Source organism: Peribacillus sp. P4_B1, from assembly GCF_056402395.1.
On sequence record NZ_JBFUHM010000001.1, the window covers coordinates 174,206 to 192,865 of the forward strand.

Sequence of the window (18,660 nt, forward strand, 5' to 3'; positions counted from 1 at the left end):
CACTTGTTTTTACTTTCTCCTTCCAAGTAAAAATTACCTTCTTTTCAACTTAAGTTTATTTAGTCAATTTATTTATTGAAACCTGCATTCCACTCGAATGGACTCAGACTAAGACGCAGTCCCACTATTTCTGTCGAAGCACTGCCAGTCAAGTGCCCTGGAACCAAAAAAAAAGACAGGCTTTAACGCCTGTCTTTTTTCCATTTTTCAATCCCTCCGTCAGATAGGGATGTGGAAATCCTCATTCAAAATGATTAGTCCACCACTTTTCCCCAAACGGATGGTTTTTCTACATGAAAATCAATTTATGCTGATTATTGAACCGGTATTCCAATTTCATGATATCCCGAACGAACTCTGGTCCATATAGATTCAAGTAATAAAAAACATTCCAAATCCTCTCCTGGGGTGATCCAAGAGGATACATCGAATTTGCTATCCGTTCATATTTTTTCAATATGACCGAATGACGTTCCTTTGTACGGTCACCAATTTTCCCATACATAAAATCCAGTTGCTTTTGGATGAATTCAATGTTTTTATTCAACATTGGCTCAAGTCCTCTATCTATAGAGACAGCGCGGACAAAAAGCTTTCCATGGTTCTCTTCAAGCTGTGATTTCAGCGTCCCAAACAGCTGGTCAATCGTCTCATCTTTCACGGAATCGAGATAACTTTTTACTGCATTAGCGGTTCCTTCAGTCAGAACAGTTTCCAAACTGAGTTCCATTTCTTCAAGATCTGCATGGACACTGCGCTCCACAAGCGTGATGTTTAACCTAGGAATGATTGGAGGCATCTTCATGGAAAACAACTCAAAAGCCTGTTTTAATTCTGCCCAATAGGCTATTTCCCCTGGCCCAGAAATGAAAGCCAAAACAGGGAAAAGCATTTCCTGCATAAGTGGGCGTGTAATGACATTGTTGCTCAATCGTTCTGGATGGTTTTTGGCTATCTGCAGGAGTTCCTGCCTGGAAAAAGATACCTCGCCGTTTTTCCCGCTGAAACCGCCTTCTACACGTTCGAGTAAACATCGGTCTTTTTTTTCTGGATCATAATAAAATAAATTCGCTGCCTGTTTATCCATTTCTATCATTTTTGCATACCCTTTAGCATGCATGAATGACTGCTGTTCCTCGACCACTTCAGCAATCCTTTCACTTTCATTGATCATCGATTCGAAGTAGGTCCTCTCGATTCGCCTTAATTCCGGATCTCCCGCATCGACTAGTAAAAGTCCATATTCTTTGAACCATTCATGAATCAGCCGGGCGAAAAAATCGACGAAGGTTTTTGATTGCCTGATGGTTTCTTTCATATCAATCAGAAGTTTATTCGTAAAGGCCGTTTCACCATATGTTTCAATGATTTCTTCAAACCACTTCTCTGCCTTTTCCGTTTCCAGTTCCACATCAGAAACCATTGTTTTATACGGCTGATAGGAAGGATAGGTTTTTTTGTAGGGTTTACCGTTTTTCATTACATAAACATGATTGACTTCAGCTAAATCATGATCTTCTCCAGCTATCCAAAAAACTGGAATCACTGGCTGCCCTAGTTCTTTTTCCTGTTCTTCCGCAAGCTTAATGACCGAAATCACTTTATGAATGGTATACAGCGGACCAGATAATAACCCGGCCTGCTGTCCTCCGATAACGACCACGGAATCATCCCTGCGCAACCTTTCAATATTTCCCTTAACGGACTCACTGCTTGAAAGACGAGACATGTATTGTTGTATGTAATCCGACAATTCACCACGTAAAAAAGAGCGGTTCATCAATTCATTATATCTATTGCGATAAATGTCAGGCTTAGACAAGTCATAGTGAAAATAATCTTCCGTTTCAAGGCGGTTTTGTAAATAGTCCGATGCAAAACGGTTTAACGATGGTAACGCGAGATCTTTCATCTCCATTTCTGTTCTCCCTTTCTCTGCAACTACAATTCTTTTTAGAGTATAACATTCCGGTTTAAGAAAACAAAAGAAGTTGCCCAGCAGCAGAAAATTGATGCGATGTTCTATGTTATGTAGTCAATATCTTAGTAATACTTGTAATTAAACCAATGGAAAATAACAGAAGATAAGCTAAGAAAAAGAAGGCGAAGTTCACTCTCCAAAAACCCTTTAATACCTTACGGAAAATGATTTCTTCCTTCACCTTGTAATGGACAAGGACCACCACGAATGCGTTGATGAGCATGATGAGCATGATCACCCAAAGAATTTGCTTATCCCAAATTGTAATAATTAAATAATGGACGGATATTACGAACAGCAGCGTACTCATGTCCATAGCAAATTGAACGGAGCGCCTATGGTTTCCAGTGAATTGTTTGGCACTTATAAAAAAAAGTATATACCCTACGAAAGGCAAGGTAATGAATATCGCGGCAAGGCTTGAAACAACGTTCGGCACACTCTCATCCCCCCTGAGACTCTTTTCCTTTGACCATCTTATATAGAGAAGACGTCAGGCAATCACTTTTCCCTTTACTCTTTGCCTCCGAGAGGATATGACCCAAAATAGCATCAATTTCCGTTTTTCGGCCATTTTCTAAATCTGTTAGCATCGACGATCGATTTTCCGCTGTCGCCATACAAACGGATTTCACATGTTCAAATGACTCTGTTCTATTTTGGATTTCCAAAATACCAGAGATTTCTTCAAAAAGGGCTTGAAACAATTGATAATAATAGGCATTAGTGATTAGACCGCCATTTTCCACAGCAAGGATCGCTGTTAATGGATTTATCACTGAATTAACGATAAGCTTATCCACCAGCATCGTATGATAATCTTCACTCTTAGTGAATGGGAATTGATCGAACATTTCATTAACTAACGAGAGTTGTTCAAGTTCCCCTTTAAATGAAGCGATTCTTGTAATGCCCACTCCAGTGTGTTCTACGGTATTCAAATCATGTTTCAATGCCCCATGCTCCACTACCCCCACATAGATGGCTTGGGATTGAAGCTGCCTCAAATAAGAAATATGCCCGTAGCCATTCTGCAAGAAAAGCAACGGAACCTGGATATCATTGATCCTAGGCAGTATTTGCGGCAGGTGATATTGCTTAACGGCCATTATAAGAAGATCCTCATCCGAAATCCCCTCATCCAAGCTCTTTGAAACGATGCCTGCCAGCAGACGGCTTTCACCATCCACAATAAGACGTATACCTTCATGATTGATGATGGAGGCCTGTTCCGCAGTATGGGTATAAAGAGTCACTCTATGGTTTTCACTCAAATGAGATGCAAACAGCAGCCCGATGGCCCCTCCCCCAATGATTCCAATTCTCATAATAACCTTCCTTACTATTTGAAATATATTAACTATTTTAACACATTATCCTTTTTACCCTGCATCAATTTTCACATCAACAACTTTGGAAAACCCCGCTAATCAACTTAAATGAAGTTCCCCAGCCCATCAACAAGGGTCGCAATGGAATTCAATGAAAAGAATTTTAAATACCCATTAGAAGATATATTTCCTTCTTCAAGCGATAATTTAATGGTATATTATATAGGAAAAGCTTACATTCTTTAGACTATATAGGAACAAAGATACCCCCAATCTTAACTATCGAGAAATCGAAGGGAATGGGCGGGGGATAAAAGGCGCTGTAGGCATTTAGTCAGCAAGGATAAATCGGTCGATGTCATACTAGATTTAGCCTTTAGCTGGAATTCCACATGGTAAAGATCGGTGGGATGACTTTCAATGGGAAATGGGAAGAGGTTTATCAGAATTAAGGGGGAGCTTTTTTATGGAATACAAGGTGGAACGATTACTTGTTAATTTTAAAACGCTTGAGGAATTCAAAAAGTTCAAAGAATACGGGATACAGGAACTGTCAATGCTAGATGATTTAGAGGGTAACATCATTGAAAATGACAGCCAGTCACCTTTTTATGGAATCTTTTATGGCGACAAACTTGTAGCACGGATGAGCCTGTATAAAAGAAGCGCTAAATTTGACCAGTATTTTGACAATTCAAGGGACTTCCTTGTTCTTTGGAAACTTGAAGTCCTGCCTAACTATCAGAAAAAGGGGTATGGAAAAGCTTTAGTCGAATTCGCCAAAAGCCTGAACATGCCTATCAAAACCAACCCAAGAGTCCATTCACAAGACTTTTGGAAAAAAATGGGATTTTCTGCAGTTTCCTATGATATGGAAAGGGACCTTGGAGAAAACCCACTGATTTGGAGCCCATTTGACAAACAAGAAAATAAAGAAATAGATACACAAGGATAAGGAAATATAGAAAATGCGGGCGGATTTTCCCACCCGCATTTTCTATTTACTTACCCTTTCCAAATTTCCATTCTTATCCATTTGAAAACTCACCTTCGGATTCGTTTTTTCATCTTCTTGTACACTAAGCTTTCTTGCCCGCTCCATAATCTGCATTAACGCACGATAATCTTCCTCTACCGCTTTCAAGTTTTCTTTAAGCAGTGAATTCTCTTCCCGTAATCGTCCATTTTCCCGGTCAAGTAATAGGGACCGCTCAAAAATCCGTTCTTTTTCCTTATTTTCAAGCTGAAAAAATTCATCCATTTTGGTTAAATATAATATAACTTCCTGGAGGGTGATAGATTCTTTTTCTTCCTCCTGGGGCGATTTTTGTTCAATAGTGTTATTTTCCACCACTGGAACGGAATCCCTTTCCAAATCAGGATCATTGACCACCTGTTCTTTCCTTTGTTTTTTTGCCAGCTCAATCCCTGATTTATATTGCTTCCTTACAAATGAATTCCAACGGAATCCACATGCAGCCGATGTCCTCGATAATTGTTTCCCCACTTCTTCAAAAGCCTTTAATTGTGTACTGCCTTCCCGTATATGCCTTAGTACCACTTCAGCCAACAACAAATCTTCATCGTGAGTCCATGCATCTTGTCTCGCAATCGACATCTCTCTACCTCCTTAGCAAGTTTTAATTCATAATATGCACATGCTAGGAAAGATAGAAGATATATAGAGCGGGTAATATTTATTTTTTCTTATTTAAAAAACGGTCAACTGCAGCATGATGCTCATCACTCGCCCACAGTTTAGAACATTCCCGGATTTCCGCATCCATCCTTCCTCTAAGCCCGCTATACTCCCATTTATGGACAAGCAATCTTTTATAAGCCATCAATACCCCTGTCTCATGGCGAAGAAAATCTTCTGCGAACTTCTCCCACCCATCCAATCCTGCTCCGACTATCTCATCTACGAAACCAAATTCCTTTGCTTCCTCAGCTTTATGTATTTTTGCATCCAATAATAGCTTCAGCGCTTTTTGCTCTGGTATTTTTTCAAGCAAAAGTGAAGCTCCGCCCCAGCCAGTCGTGATTCCTAGAGTTCCTTGTACAAATCCTAGCTTAGCTCCGCTCTTTGCCAATCTGAAATCACAAGCTGTCGCTATTTCGCATCCTCCGCCGACTGCGCTTCCGTTGATGAGCGCAAATGTTGGTTTAGGAAAAACTGCTAGTGTATAAAGTATTTCACCCATTTTCGATAACATAGTAAAGGCCTCTTCTTCTGTATGCAAATCCTGAAATTCACTTAAATCCCCACCTGAACAGAATGCCTCAGAGCCCGCCCCTGTCAGGACGAGTAACTTAACTTCTTCATCGTGTGCCGCTTCTGACAATATCGACTTAAGTTCGTCCATCAATTGATAATTCACGGCATTCCTTTTCTCCGGTCTATTAATTAGGACCTTCATGATACCGCGTATATCCTTTTCAACCTTAATCATCCGATACACATATTCACCTTCTCCAAAATCATCATCGAATATAGATGATTCTAAATATTCTGCCAAATAAATTTGCAAAAAAAACACAGAGATATATCTCTGCGCTTTTTTTAGCGTGTTGCATCAAGAAAGCAAAGCTCTCAAGTAGGTCAAGAAATTATTTTGCGACAACTTCTTTTCCTTTATATGTTCCACATTCTTTACAAACGTGATGTGAAAGAGTCATTCCACCACAGCTCGGGCATTCTACCATACCAGGTACTTGAAGCTTGAAGTGTGTACGACGTTTTCTTTTTACAGTTTTCGACGTTCTTCTAAAAGGTACAGCCATTATTCCCACCTCCTTAAAAAATATAAAAAAGCTGGAAAAATCGGATTAGCGATTTTTCGTTCCAATCAAGATTCTTTATTGTTGTCAAAAAAGTCGGCAAGCTTTGCAAATCTCGGATCAACCTTATGCTCATTTTCTACTTCAGAAATAACAGCCCAGTCTTTCCCAGATTGAGGAGCAGCTTCGTTTGAATCGACATCCTCACAAAAAACCTGCATCGGAATTTCTAGCAATAAATTTTCTTTAATTACCGGTATAAGGTCTACAACGTCACCTTCCACAACAGTGACATCATCTCCGTAGAAATCAGTGCCATCTGCCTTTAAAAGAAAGGTTTCCTTTGTATCAATATCAATCGGATATTTAACGTCTACCAGTGTACGGGAGCAAGGTAATGTTAATTCACCTGAAAGATGCAAGTGAAAAGTAATCTCGGTAGAGCTTATATCAGCTCTTCCTGTTACTCTAATCGGAGAAACATCGCGAATTTGCGGGTCTCTTTCTCTAATGTCTAAGACATCCACCAGTTCATCAAACCGTAAATCTTTGTCCCGAATTTTTTGAAGTTGACTAATTGTCCATTTCAAATGAAATCACCTCAAGGCAACAAAAATAATTATAGCTTTCAATTATAAGTTTGTCAATATTTTTTCTTTACACTATAATGTAGTCATCCTAACTGATTATCCATGGTTAAGAATCTTTTCAAACAAAAAATCAAGACGAATCATTATAGTAATTTTACTTGAAATACTATTTTAGCACTAAGTTGAAAAAATACAAAGTTTTTCTCTGAGGTGAACGAATGAAAGCTTGCGGTTTAGTTGTCGAATATAACCCTTTTCATAATGGACATGTTTTACATGCAAGAGAAAGTAGAGAAAAAACAGGGGCAGATATTGTTGTGGCAGTTATGAGTGGACCCTTTTTACAACGTGGCGAGCCTGCTATCGTCAGCAAGTGGACACGTGCCGAAATGGCCTTGAATGGCGGCATAGATCTTGTCATCGAGCTTCCCTATGCTTTTGCAACACAGAAGGCGGAGATATTTGCAAAAGGATCTATCTCTCTTTTGGAATCCCTTGGCTGTGATTCTTTTTGCTTCGGAAGTGAGGATGGCAGAATTGAACCATTCATCACCGCCCATAGAATTCTTACGGATAATTCCGCTGCATTCGATGCCGCCATTAAATCGTACATGGATGCCGGTAATAGTTATCCGTCCAGTGCTACCAAGGCCTATCGATCGATCACCAATGGTGATGCGGCACTGGATTTGACGAAGCCTAATAATATTCTTGGAAAGGAATATGTAAGTGCAGCCCTTTCTAACGGCTTTTCCATTCGCCCTTATACGATTCAAAGGGTTGCTGCCGGATACCATGAAACAAAGTTGTCTAAAGACCCTATTGCCAGCGCAACTGGGATACGTAAAGCCATCCATGAACAGCAGGAATTGAATCCCGTTTCCAGTTATATTCCTCAACCGACAATGAGTGCTCTTGAGCAATATTTATCGACCTATCATGCATTACATGACTGGGAAATGTATTGGACCATGTTGAAATACCGAATCCTGTCTTCCTCTTTAATCGAATTGGCAGAGATTTACGAAATTGAAGAAGGCATAGAACACCGAATAAAGGAGATGGCCAAACAATCTTCGAGCTTTACTGGATTCATGGCCGCTCTGAAGACAAAACGCTATACATGGACACGCCTTCAGCGGATGTGTGTCCATGTATTGACTCATACATTAAAGGAACAAGTGATTCACAATGACCAACCAGCCTATATCAGACTTCTTGGCATGAATGGCCGGGGACAAGAATATCTTCGTACCGTTAAAAAAGGCTTACCTCTCCCGCTCATCTCTAAACTTTCGTCCTATCAGAAGCAGGACATCGATATGGACTTACGAGCGGCACAGGTGTATGCACTGGGCTTGCCCGAACCGTATCAAGCTGACTTGATGAAACGGGAATATGAAGCCCCCATCATTATCAAATGAAGATGCATTTAAGCTTGGCCTGCCCGGTCCTTACATGTAAAATCAGCTAATCAAAAAAAGCGGAAACAGAAGATGACTGTGAAGTGAACACAAAAAGTTAGACACGTCATTTAGTTACGCTGCTCCTAAGGATTGAGTTCGGTATTGCACCGGACTTAGTCCTATTAATTTTGCCTTGATCCGTTTGTGATTATAGTATTCGATATAGTTTTCCAGCTCTTGTTTGAAATGGGACATCCTGTAGTATCCTTGCAGGTAATGTAATTTTGATTCAAATTTTTGATAACCGCGTCCTCGAGACAGTTTCCTTTACGGGACATACTTTGTGTAATCCCATGATCCTCGAGAGCTTGTACATATTGCCTCAATTTATTTGCCACCCTTGATCCGAATGAAGGACAGGGGTCTCTAAGCAAGCTTGATCTAACATCTTGGACACAAGCTCGAAAGACAGGGCGTGTTTCAATCGTATAAGAAATAATTTCACCATTGTATAAATCGAGAATAGGTAAAGATATCATTTTTCAACAAAGAGATGAAACTCTGTCACATCTGTCACCCATTTTCGTTCAGGTTTAATGCCGTGAAATTATTGAAGCTGGGCTCACGGAATGAGATGCATGGTACTCAGCGATTTAACGGGATCCTATCCTTCCAAGTACTGCGAAACCACTTCTACTTTATCTTCAAATAATCGCACCATAAAAAATACACCTCCAATTGCTAGACTTTTGTCTAACAATTGGGGTGCAGTTCACTGCCTGCGCTTTTTTTATTTTTCTTTTTCTTTTTCTTTTAGATTAGTTAAATAGGCTAAAGCATCCTCAAAGTTGTCAACCGGAACGATCTTCATGTCCGTTCCAATGTCCTTTGCAGCAATGAGTGCATCTTCATAATTCGAACCAGCCGCTCCGTTTTCATTTGGGGCAAAGAATATTTCTGCCCCAGATTTATCGGCAGCCACTATTTTCTGTTGAATCCCGCCAATTGGACCGACTGTACCATCATCCGACATCGTTCCTGTACCGGCAATATCATATCCTTTTGTAAGGTCGCCTTCTGTTAATTGATTATAAATCTCCAAAGAAAACATTAAACCGGCAGAAGGTCCGCCTATTTGTTCTGAATCTATGGCAATCGCCGGTTTTGTGGTCACCTTTCGATTATCATCTAGCGAAATGCCTATTCCAACCCTATTTGGGTCATCTTTAAAAGGCTGCAATGAAAGAACGGCTGTTTTCTTCGTCTCCTCCCGCTTATACACTATTTTTACTTCATCTCCAGCTTTTTTTCCATTAATGTAATCCATGAATTCCTGTGCAGACTTGAAATTAACATTATCGACCTGAATGATTTGGTCGCCCGCTTTCAGTACTTTAGCTGCCGGCATTCCTTTAAGCACGTCCAAAACATACACACCCAGGTACTTGTAATCAACTTCTTTCCCTGCTTTTTCATATGCTATCTGAATGGCATTATTTTTAGATTCATCCATTAAGTGAAGCTGCCTGATATTATATTCTTCATCTGTTTCATCTTCGCTTCGAATGGAGGTTTCCGGATAAAGCTCCTGATATTTGCTCCACTTCGCCAGCATATAGGAATAAATATTCGCCCGGCCCATCCTTACAGTGGTTAACATAAAGCTGCCTTTCGCTTCATCTCCTCCGGAAACCTCTATGATTGGCTCCAATTCTTTAGCCATTCCTGGTTTTGTTACATAAAAAGGTAGGGAATAAAGGGCTGATGCTATGAGAAGTATAGCCACCACCAGGAAAGTGCGTACATACATTTTACGGCTCATTTTCAAAGGACTCCTTCCAAGTAACAATGCTTTGCTTAATTTGATCTATCTTTCCTCTTGCAGCTTCTTCTCCAATACTAATTATTTCCTGAACGTTTGTAAATGATTTCGAGCTGTATTTCTCAACCCTGGGGCGGATCATGACGTCTGAAGCAAACTCCCTGCTTTTAACCAGCTCCATTTGCAGGATATCGAGGCTTTGCATAATGACATCATATATGGAGTTTATCTCCATATCCTGTTTCACGTGGGCTACATCCACTCCAATTATGATATCGGCTCCCATATCCTTCACGACGGAAACAGGGACCCTGTCAACAACCCCGCCATCAACAAGCAGCCGATTTCCAATTTTCTCGGGAATGAAAATGCCTGGAATGGAGATGCTTGCCCTTACAGCTGGAGCGATGGGACCTTCCTGAAAAATGACCTTTTCCCCCGTTTTTATATCAGTGGCGACCACTGCCACAGGAATATCGAGTTCTTCAAATTTCTTACCATATGTAAATACCCTGATTAAATCCTTTGTCCGTTTACCTGAAATGAGGCCCATTTTAGGTATGGTAAAGTCTAAGTAATACTTTCGCTTAAATGCACGGGACAACTTATACAGCCTCTCGATATCCGAACCTGCTCCATAAAAGGCCGCAACCATGGCGCCCATGCTGCTTCCAGCAATCATATCTATCGGAATGCCTTCTTGCTGTAATACCTTTATCACTCCAATATGTGCAAAACCCCTAGCTCCTCCTGACCCAAGTGCAAGCCCGACCTTTGGTCTCGACAAAGATATCCCCCCCGCTGAAATAACACTCATTCAAAGTTATGGTCTTAAACGGATTTATAGAAGCATATTATTTATATTGACAGTGAAACAAGCATTGCAGTAAAAGCCTATAACCATATAATTGAATGGCTACATTGAAATTTCCATTGTACGGATCATCCTCATTTCATCCTGTACATTACTTTTCGAGAAAAGGAAATTCATATTTTATTATATACGAAACGGACTGCCCTTATTTAGTAACCTTCAAGAGGAGGCTGAATTTTGCTAAAATCAAAATCTAAAACAGTACTGTTAGCTACCTCCGTCACGATGATGGCAGTTGGCTTGATCATCTTCCCCCAAGAATCTTTCGAAGCTTCCAAAAGCGGGCTGAATATGTGGTGGAAAATTGTTTTCCCTTCTCTTCTACCTTTCTTGATTTTCTCGGAGTTATTAATCAGTTTTGGGGTTGTCAGGTTCATCGGCGTCATTCTCGAACCATTTATGCGTCCATTGTTCCGTGTACCGGGAGTGGGCGGGTTTGTTTGGGCGATGGGACTTGCATCAGGGTTTCCAGCTGGAGCGAAGTTCACTGTAAGGTTGCGTCAGGAGGAGCAATTGACCCGCATTGAAGCTGAAAGACTTGTTTGTTTTACTAATTCATCAAATCCATTGTTCCTGTTCGTTGCCGTCGCCGTAGGGTTTTTCCACAATCCTCATTTAGGGATCATCCTTGCGCTTTCCCACTACCTAGGAAATTTTTTTGTAGGCATCATCATGCGTTTTTACCGTTGGAAAGAAGAAAAATCCCCTACAAAAGTAATGAACAAGCTCCCCTCCATTAGACAAGCGTTTAGCCAGATGCACAGAACCCGAATAAAAGAAACAAGACCATTTGGCAGTTTACTTGGAGATGCCGTGATCTCATCCATTCAAACCTTATTAATGATTGGAGGATTCATCATACTCTTTTCGGTGGTCAACAAGCTTTTATTTCACATGAACATTACCGGATCGCTCGCATCTTTGGTCGCAGGGATTTTACATATTTTTAATTTCCCGGATTCCTTAAGCCTACCGTTCATATCAGGCATGTTTGAAATGACTCTTGGTTCAAAATTAACCAGTTCGGTCGAAAATGCAAATCTCTTTCAGCAAACTGTGATGACAAGTTTCATCTTGGCTTTCAACGGATTCAGCATTCAAGCGCAAGTTGCCAGCATCATAGCAGCAACAGACATTCGTTTCACTCCCTTTTTTCTGGCTAGGATAGCACATGGCCTTCTGGCCTCCATAATCACCGTCTTGCTTTGGGAACCATTCTATAATGACAATAGGTACAGCGGCAACCCGATACACGCCTTCCCAGTCAGCGGATCTGGTGAACATGCGCATTCCCTTTATCAGAACATGCTTGATTTCGGTCCTATTCTTACCCTCGCGTTTTTGATCCTATACATCATCATATTTACCAAAAGGCTGTTCAAAGGCCTTTCTTAAACCGAAAAAAGAGCATTGCGCGGTTAGCAATGCTCTTTTTTCTATTCTTTCTGTTCCTCGTACTTTTTGGAAAGAGCTTTCTGGACAACAGGTGGCACTAGTTCAGAGATATCCCCGCCATATTTCGCAACCTCTTTCACGATACTTGAACTCAAGAAAGAATATTGATTTTTCGTCATGATAAAGAATGACTCTATTTTACTGTTAAGGAAACGGTTCATTGAAGTTCCCTGCATTTCATATTCAAAGTCGGAAGTCGCCCTCAGTCCCCTGATAATGGCATTCGCGGAAACGCTTTCAGCATAGTCGACCGTCAATCCTTGATAGAAATCCACTTTAACATTTGGCATATGTGCCGTTGCTTCAGTAATCAATTCTAGCCTCTCCTCCACTGTGAACAGTGAATTTTTCGCTGAATTGTTCACGATGACCACATATACTTCATCAAAAACATTCGCCCCCCTTTGAATGATATCAAGATGACCAAATGTTATTGGATCAAAACTCCCCGGACAAATCGCTATTTTGGACATTCATAGTTCCCCCTGTTCGTGTACGTTTCCCCATTGATAAATCGTAACGGCAATGACGCCATAAACCTCTTTTCTCTTAACGTTAAAATCGCCAACTCTTTCTGGCAATGTAACATCATGGCCATGTTCACAAACAATATATCCCATATCGCTCAGCAATCGGTATTTATGTATTTCTTCAAGAATCTCCACAAGCTTTTGTTTCTTATAAGGTGGATCAAGAAAAATTAATTCAAAAGTCATTTCCCTTTTCACCAAAGCTTTCAATGCACGCTCTGAATCATTTTTATAAACCTCAGCACGGTCTGAAAACTTACATAGTTCCAAATTGGCCTTAACCGTTTGATTTGCTTTAAAATCCCGGTCAACAAATATGGCTTTATCCATGCCCCTGCTTAACGCTTCAATTCCCAGTCCACCGCTCCCGGCAAACAAGTCCAGGACTTGCCCTCCTTCGAAATAAGGCCCAATCATATTGAAAATGGATTCCTTAACTTTATCAGTAGTCGGCCGGGTTCCTGTACCCGGTACAGCCTTAAGTGGTCTTCCTTTGCAAATTCCGGAAACGACCCTCATCATTCTCACCACATTTTTTGACAAATTTCTGTTACTTTCCTATCCTAACATATTAGAAAAAGCTAGCCAATAATAAAAGCCATTTCCTTCAATTCCTAGATGAAAATCAACTTATCATTTCGTACCTTGGATAGATGATATCCATTCTTTAGATAAATCACTTACATTTTGAATAATAAAGTGGTTTTTGGCAATAATAAGAATAACAACATTCCTTTTTAAGGTGTTGTTGCCAACCGCGGAGAAGGCTTACGTTTCCCCATAAGTTCTTCCTCCGGTTTCTCCTCTCCCTTTGCCTTCTGGTCCTTATTTAGACATAGAAGGACCCTGCAAATTTTTGCAGGGCTTTTTTTATTGATAAAACCTATGATACCTAAGTTTCTTTTTCATGATTCGTCAATGAAGTTGTCCTTCTCTTTTATGAGGGATAATGATAAAGTAATGAATAAAAGTTAGTTAGGAGAGGTTTAATTGATTCAACGTTTTATTGAACTTGGACAAGGATATTCCGATATATATGAGTTGCTGGAAGTAGGACGCAGCCAGAAACATCGGGTCGCAAGGCTTTTGGCTTTGCATACTACAATAAATGATAAAAAGGTAACGTCATTGGTTATCGTCATGCAGCCTACAGATCCAGGGAAATTCCAGCCGCTTTACATTTGCCGTGAAGGTATACCGAACCCCCATGCCACCAAAAACAAACGCTATGAGCTTTTTGAGAACTTGGCGGAGGAACTGGATAAATCCATAATTGAAATCGATATGAAACCTTCGGTGCTCTTTGCAGAAATCGAGTTGTACTACCAACACTTAATCGGAATTTTGCGAATGAACAGATATCTGCCTCCATTAGGTTGAGAGATATTGATGCACTAATTGAAAAAGGCTGACTCCGCAAGAGTCAGCTTTTTTTAAATTCCCATTTTATAATCATATTCTTTCGCTTTATCCGGTTTGGAGTTTTCGAATTCCACCTTCAAAAAAGGCTTGTAAGAAAGGTCCACTTTTTTTACGAACGAATAATTATTCAGCTTTTCCACCAGTGGTTCCACTTCATCCATATTCGTATAAAGGACTACGTATTTCAACTTTTTTGAAACATAATGGATATTCCCAAATTTCCTAAGCATTTTGGCTTGTTTTAATGTATGTAAATAGACGATGATTCCCTGTCTCGCTCCAAGCATATCAATAACTCCCTTTTATAAAGGTTTTAACTAAGTGTAGCATAGCAGAATCTTTACTTTCAACCAAGAAAAAAGATTATAAACGAAATTCTCTTACTATTATGAATATACATACTGTGAAGGGAGCCGAAAAAACGATGGATTTAGACCAAATTTGGCAACAATTTATGGATCATCTATTAGATAATGATGAAATCACCAAAGTTTCGATAAAAAAATTCACAGGTATACCATTTTTATATATCGATTTTCATCCGGCACAAAATGATAAAAGTAAGCTTTCTATCATAATAAAAAAAGCCGCAGGCCTTTCAATGCGTGGCAAGCAGCTCCATTGCGAAACCATTTTCGTACGGCAGGAAGAACCTTTATATGTATTCCGTCATCGTTTTTATGTGCCGCAGCAAAAGATGTTTTGCTGCGGCAATCTTTGTCCGGACTGTATCCTATACCGCAGTTAACCCCTTTTAGTCTTCAATCGCACTTGTAACGTATCCATAATATAAAAAAAGGCGAAAAACTGGTGTAAGATTCAATGAAGGAATTTTTTATACATGCATCGTTTCATTCCTAACACTTTCAGTAGAAGGTGCCGTATATGAAACAGCCACCGAACTCCGAAATAATATCGAATTTCGATGGCTGCAGGTTCTTTCCATAAACCACAAAAGCCGGGCAAATGATGGTTATGATCTGGCTATTTCATTAAGCAGAGCATCCACAACTTCCGCCGGTTCCGCAACTTCCCGTCGAACATCCACCTGATGATACAAAAAATGGATTCCCCGCAGGGGTTTTGACCTGTTCTGAAACCGCTCGTCCTATTCTTCCGCTTATTTCATCAAGAACGGATTGCAATTCGGTCTCCGCCCGCTTAAACTCGGCAACGGCAGGATGCATATCCATGTCTCGTTTAGCTTCCCTTGTCTCTAAATTGATACGCTTATAATCCGGATGATATTTACCGAACCTTTGAACATCTTCAAATAGATCCTTTAGTGAAGTAAACTTGGAAATTTTCCGCTGTGCCTCTTTGTCGCTCTGTAATTTATATAAACTAAGGAGATATTCTTCCCCTATTTCAGAATGAAGGATCATTTCAGCTAATCCTTCAGCCTGTTGTAAAATGTCGATGATTTCCATAGTAGCAAGCATTAACAAGCTCACCTCCATCACCATTTTACCATTTCTCTCTTTCACATGCTAATGGTTTGATTAAATCGAGGAAGTGATATGTACTTCAAACTCTTTTTGAAGCCCTGTTTTTTCACCTGAAGCATTCAAAATCTCCAGCTTAATTTTATGCATGCCATTCGGGACATCCTTTAAGATAAATGCAGCCGTTCTCATATCGACTTTCTTTTGATTATCAATAAATACAGATACAGTTGCCAATTGTTCAGAATTCGTTTCAGAAAACACATAGTTTTTCAAGTAGCACTCCACATAGACGGAGTTGCCTTTCACAAAAGTTTTTACCCGAAAGTCCTCATCTGAGTTTCGGACGCTCGATACAGTGGTGGCAGCTTTAAGGGAAGGTTCACCTTGTAGGGCTACTCCTGAATTTTCAGGTTCCGGTATTTTCTTTCCACATCCCGATGCTGCCATCAACACTGTTAGAACCACAATCAACTTTCTCATAACATCGTCCCCCTTTTGCCTTTATTGTTCGCCAAAAGGAGTAATTTACTCTTTTTTTCTTCATTCACCTGGAGCATTCATCGCTTGAAACATATGAAGCATCATGGAGGCAACCTGGACGCTTTCCGAAAATTTAGAAACCCGATGTGGAATAGACTTCTCAAAAAAATATTTCGCTTCAGTTTCAAATACATCCACTTCATGAGGATTACGCATTAACCTTTTGTACCAGGCAGGTTGAATCCTCAAGTAATTTCGCATATCATCATTCGTTTGAATGAATTCATATATATTCTGACGCATGAAAAACCCTCCTTAATCTTTAGTGAATAAAAAAGGGTTAGCTCTCTGCTCTCTTTCTTTTTTAGGGGGACTGGTATCTTCTGATTTATTCCCTTGGAAAGCAGATAGCACTCCTTGGATTGCACCAATGGCCTGATTGGCATTTGTAATATATTGTTGAATCTGGCCCATATCCATATTTTTAACTGCACTCATTAACGAACCGATCAACTCAGTACTTTGGTCTCCCTTTTCTACCGGCGGTGATGGGGCTTCTGAATTCACTTCGGACTTATCCACGCTTACATCAGCCTGCCAGCGTGGATGATCTTCTCCGAGTAAATACCATTCTTCAAAAAGTTCCTGCCATGTTGCTTGCTTGTTTCTCACTTCATTCACTAAAAAAGGATGCTCCTTGACAAACTCCCGAAATCGATCGACGGAGGGGCGCTTTCTTTTTGCCATTACTCTCACCTCACACTTAGACATCGCCTATTGCACCATATGCTATAAGCAAATAAAATGTGCATCAAATTCCGCTTCAAATGCAATTGGATTTCATATAGTAAAAAAGGATGTATTTTCATACCGGATACAAGTGAATTAAACAAGGATTTCCAGAACCCGGTTCAGTCTGTAGATGAAACGGAGTTATCGGTTTTATCTGGAATTGACTCAGATCTAAAAGCCAAAAGAGCCCCAAAGTAAATATTCTTGTATTTCTAACCTACTGCAATTAAAAATTGCAAACAGGGGAAGACACTTACAATGATCATGCCTAAACCCCTCTTGTACATAATGTATTGAAAATTACATATGGGGCATGATTGCTACCTTGTTAGATTCGGGGATGGGTGCCTTGCAAACTCAACATGTCCACAAGGGTACCGTTATTACGGATTTCCAAGTTCGATATGTGAAACCCTCCAATGGTGATTGATTAAAGTGTACGAGTAAATTAATAATAGAGGTAGTAAAACGATCATCATCGTGGGGAAGGTCAACCATGAAGACGGGGAACTTTATGCTGTATAGACAGGAAATTTTCTAGAACAAGAAAACGGACCCCAAACGGATCCGTTTTTTTATTTTTTTATAAAATTCTGGGTGTAATACCTTTTATAAACCCCAACACCCAGACCTGTAAATTCCTCGTTCAGCATCGCATCCCGATGCCCTTTACTATTTAGCCAGCCCTCCATGACTGCAGCCGCGTCCACATAATTGGCCGCAATATTTTCACCTGCTGCCTTGTATTTAACATGACCTGCATCGAGACGTTTTTCCAAATCCCCTTTTGTTTCAGAAACATGGGTTCCTTCAGGAGCGTCCGTCATTTCCCGGCTATGAAGGTAGGCAACCTCAGCAGTTGGACCATCCCATTCTAAAGGATTAAGTTTAAACCTGCTGCGCATTATATTTGTAATATCGAAAATTTGCTGCTCATTGCCAACTTCCACTTTCGCCAAGTCTTCTTTAGAAAGTTCCTTGACGGTCACAAGTTTACCATGATAGGTCAATTCATACGGCTTTTGTTTTAATAGGGCGGAATCATTCAAAAATCGGACGCTTGAAACAGTCCCTGTGAATTTATCCAAATAAAGCTGAACATAAATGTTCCCTAGATCAATCAATGGCCTCATGTTCATATCTTCCTCCGACAATTCAAAACGATAGGAACTGTCGCCAACTTCAATATCAACAGTAGGTTCCACATATAAGCTGGAATAGATGGCATCAATCGATTGTCCAATTTTAAAAGGAGCGACATTAACCTTATCACCGATTCCATAAGCAGATACCACTTTTCCATTCTCTACGGCCAGTTGAAAATAATTGTTATAGTCCTTTTTATAAACCCACCATTCATATCCATAGGCGGACATATCAATTCGATCCGGCTTACCGTATTCCTTTTCTATTTCTTTTGCCTTTTTTCCAATTGTTACTCCCAGACCTTCTGTCACTTTAGTCACCCCTTCTTTTTCGGAAGAAGTACTTTTTTCATTTATATGTCCATTGGGGTTAACGCCTTTGTTACCATCAATAAGAGGGTTACCTTCATTTTCATCGCCGATATTGAGATAAATACCTATTACGAAAAAAATAACGATTAACACCAAAACCTTTCCTAATCTGCGCAGAGGAACACTCCCTCTCTCTATCTAATTTATGTATCCAATGCAAAAAACATTCTGTCCTGATTATATCACTGTTCAATCATAATTTTCTAATTTACGATAGACTGCCCCTTCATT

Annotated in this window: 22 protein-coding genes and 1 pseudogene; 5 read left to right on the forward strand and 18 right to left on the reverse strand. The window is 40.0% G+C overall.

Translation table 11 applies throughout. The annotated features are described in order from the left end of the window. Positions 1-289: 289 nt before the first annotated feature. From bshC to AC1DVK_RS00855, 3 genes are all read right to left on the reverse strand, one after another. Positions 290-1,918: a bacillithiol biosynthesis cysteine-adding enzyme BshC gene (bshC, locus tag AC1DVK_RS00845; protein ID WP_477625672.1), complete on the reverse strand. Its 1,629-nt coding sequence runs from the start codon at positions 1,916-1,918 to the stop codon at positions 290-292. Positions 1,919-2,027: 109 nt separating this feature from the next. Beyond that, positions 2,028-2,420: a DUF3397 domain-containing protein gene (locus AC1DVK_RS00850; RefSeq protein WP_089362409.1), complete on the reverse strand. Its 393-nt coding sequence runs from the start codon at positions 2,418-2,420 to the stop codon at positions 2,028-2,030. Positions 2,421-2,424: 4 nt separating this feature from the next. Then, positions 2,425-3,309, reverse strand: a complete 885-nt coding sequence (locus AC1DVK_RS00855) for a 2-dehydropantoate 2-reductase (RefSeq protein ID WP_477625673.1) — start codon at positions 3,307-3,309, stop codon at positions 2,425-2,427. 469 nt (positions 3,310-3,778) lie between these two features. Between AC1DVK_RS00855 and AC1DVK_RS00860 the strand changes: the two genes are divergently transcribed. Further along, positions 3,779-4,267 (forward strand): N-acetyltransferase, encoded by a 489-nt coding sequence (locus tag AC1DVK_RS00860; protein WP_089362407.1) that lies wholly within the window; start codon positions 3,779-3,781, stop codon positions 4,265-4,267. 42 nt (positions 4,268-4,309) lie between these two features. Here AC1DVK_RS00860 and AC1DVK_RS00865 read toward each other — a convergent pair whose 3' ends face one another. From AC1DVK_RS00865 to AC1DVK_RS00880, 4 genes are all read right to left on the reverse strand, one after another. Continuing rightward, positions 4,310-4,930, reverse strand: coding sequence for an RsfA family transcriptional regulator (locus AC1DVK_RS00865; protein ID WP_089362406.1), 621 nt, complete (start codon positions 4,928-4,930; stop codon positions 4,310-4,312). A gap of 79 nt (positions 4,931-5,009) precedes the next feature. Beyond that, entirely contained in the window at positions 5,010-5,831 is an 822-nt protein-coding gene (locus AC1DVK_RS00870) for an enoyl-CoA hydratase/isomerase family protein (protein ID WP_477625674.1), read from the reverse strand. Positions 5,832-5,922: 91 nt separating this feature from the next. Continuing rightward, positions 5,923-6,096, reverse strand: coding sequence for a 50S ribosomal protein L32 (gene rpmF / locus AC1DVK_RS00875; RefSeq protein ID WP_034313929.1), 174 nt, complete (start codon positions 6,094-6,096; stop codon positions 5,923-5,925). Positions 6,097-6,161: 65 nt separating this feature from the next. Further along, positions 6,162-6,683, reverse strand: coding sequence for a YceD family protein (locus tag AC1DVK_RS00880; RefSeq protein ID WP_410860240.1), 522 nt, complete (start codon positions 6,681-6,683; stop codon positions 6,162-6,164). 218 nt (positions 6,684-6,901) lie between these two features. On the opposite strand from AC1DVK_RS00880, the gene AC1DVK_RS00885 reads away from it, so the two are divergent. Next, the gene (locus AC1DVK_RS00885) at positions 6,902-8,107 is read left to right on the forward strand and encodes a nucleotidyltransferase (RefSeq protein WP_477625675.1); all 1,206 of its coding nucleotides are present in this window, start codon (positions 6,902-6,904) and stop codon (positions 8,105-8,107) included. Positions 8,108-8,221: 114 nt separating this feature from the next. On the opposite strand, the pseudogene AC1DVK_RS00890 reads toward AC1DVK_RS00885, so the two are convergent. From AC1DVK_RS00890 to AC1DVK_RS00900, 3 genes and pseudogenes are all read right to left on the reverse strand, one after another. Continuing rightward, a pseudogene (locus tag AC1DVK_RS00890) lies at positions 8,222-8,696 on the reverse strand (DDE-type integrase/transposase/recombinase); the annotation flags it as partial. 183 nt (positions 8,697-8,879) lie between these two features. Next, positions 8,880-9,911, reverse strand: a complete 1,032-nt coding sequence (locus tag AC1DVK_RS00895; protein WP_410860238.1) for a SepM family pheromone-processing serine protease — start codon at positions 9,909-9,911, stop codon at positions 8,880-8,882. Next, positions 9,901-10,698, reverse strand: coding sequence for a patatin-like phospholipase family protein (locus AC1DVK_RS00900; RefSeq protein WP_061462309.1), 798 nt, complete (start codon positions 10,696-10,698; stop codon positions 9,901-9,903). Before AC1DVK_RS00900 ends, AC1DVK_RS00895 begins: the two co-directional genes overlap by 11 nt. 264 nt (positions 10,699-10,962) lie before the next feature. Here AC1DVK_RS00900 and ylbJ point away from each other — a divergent pair, with 264 nt between their 5' ends. After that, a complete protein-coding gene (gene ylbJ / locus AC1DVK_RS00905) occupies positions 10,963-12,180 on the forward strand; it encodes a sporulation integral membrane protein YlbJ (protein WP_089362402.1) in 1,218 nt (405 codons plus the stop codon). Between the two features lie 41 nt (positions 12,181-12,221). On the opposite strand, the gene coaD is transcribed toward ylbJ, so the two are convergent. Together coaD and rsmD are read right to left on the reverse strand one after the other, a co-directional pair. Further along, positions 12,222-12,713, reverse strand: a complete 492-nt coding sequence (coaD, locus tag AC1DVK_RS00910; protein ID WP_061462307.1) for a pantetheine-phosphate adenylyltransferase — start codon at positions 12,711-12,713, stop codon at positions 12,222-12,224. After that, positions 12,714-13,289: a 16S rRNA (guanine(966)-N(2))-methyltransferase RsmD gene (gene rsmD, locus AC1DVK_RS00915; protein WP_089362401.1), complete on the reverse strand. Its 576-nt coding sequence runs from the start codon at positions 13,287-13,289 to the stop codon at positions 12,714-12,716. Positions 13,290-13,760: 471 nt separating this feature from the next. On the opposite strand from rsmD, the gene AC1DVK_RS00920 reads away from it, so the two are divergent. Beyond that, positions 13,761-14,150 (forward strand): DUF7147 family protein, encoded by a 390-nt coding sequence (locus tag AC1DVK_RS00920; protein ID WP_089362400.1) that lies wholly within the window; start codon positions 13,761-13,763, stop codon positions 14,148-14,150. 53 nt (positions 14,151-14,203) lie between these two features. On the opposite strand, the gene AC1DVK_RS00925 is transcribed toward AC1DVK_RS00920, so the two are convergent. After that, entirely contained in the window at positions 14,204-14,479 is a 276-nt protein-coding gene (locus tag AC1DVK_RS00925) for a YlbG family protein (RefSeq protein ID WP_048684554.1), read from the reverse strand. 137 nt (positions 14,480-14,616) lie between these two features. Here AC1DVK_RS00925 and AC1DVK_RS00930 point away from each other — a divergent pair, with 137 nt between their 5' ends. Continuing rightward, complete coding sequence (locus AC1DVK_RS00930) at positions 14,617-14,940, forward strand: hypothetical protein (protein ID WP_289337897.1); 324 nt, start codon at positions 14,617-14,619, stop codon at positions 14,938-14,940. 244 nt (positions 14,941-15,184) lie between these two features. Here the strand turns inward: AC1DVK_RS00930 and AC1DVK_RS00935 are convergent, their stop codons facing one another. The 5 genes from AC1DVK_RS00935 to AC1DVK_RS00955 form a co-directional block, all read right to left on the reverse strand. Then, a complete protein-coding gene (locus tag AC1DVK_RS00935) occupies positions 15,185-15,634 on the reverse strand; it encodes a YlbF/YmcA family competence regulator (protein ID WP_061462303.1) in 450 nt (149 codons plus the stop codon). Positions 15,635-15,694: 60 nt separating this feature from the next. Continuing rightward, positions 15,695-16,120: a hypothetical protein gene (locus tag AC1DVK_RS00940; RefSeq protein WP_125162518.1), complete on the reverse strand. Its 426-nt coding sequence runs from the start codon at positions 16,118-16,120 to the stop codon at positions 15,695-15,697. A gap of 60 nt (positions 16,121-16,180) precedes the next feature. Further along, positions 16,181-16,423 carry a YlbE-like family protein gene (locus AC1DVK_RS00945; RefSeq protein ID WP_061462301.1) on the reverse strand — a complete coding sequence of 81 codons (243 nt, stop codon included), beginning with the start codon at positions 16,421-16,423 and terminating at the stop codon, positions 16,181-16,183. 12 nt (positions 16,424-16,435) lie between these two features. After that, positions 16,436-16,867 carry a YlbD family protein gene (locus AC1DVK_RS00950; RefSeq protein ID WP_176431877.1) on the reverse strand — a complete coding sequence of 144 codons (432 nt, stop codon included), beginning with the start codon at positions 16,865-16,867 and terminating at the stop codon, positions 16,436-16,438. A gap of 620 nt (positions 16,868-17,487) precedes the next feature. Further along, the gene (locus AC1DVK_RS00955; protein WP_286140806.1) at positions 17,488-18,522 is read right to left on the reverse strand and encodes a CAP domain-containing protein; all 1,035 of its coding nucleotides are present in this window, start codon (positions 18,520-18,522) and stop codon (positions 17,488-17,490) included. Positions 18,523-18,660: the final 138 nt, after the last annotated feature.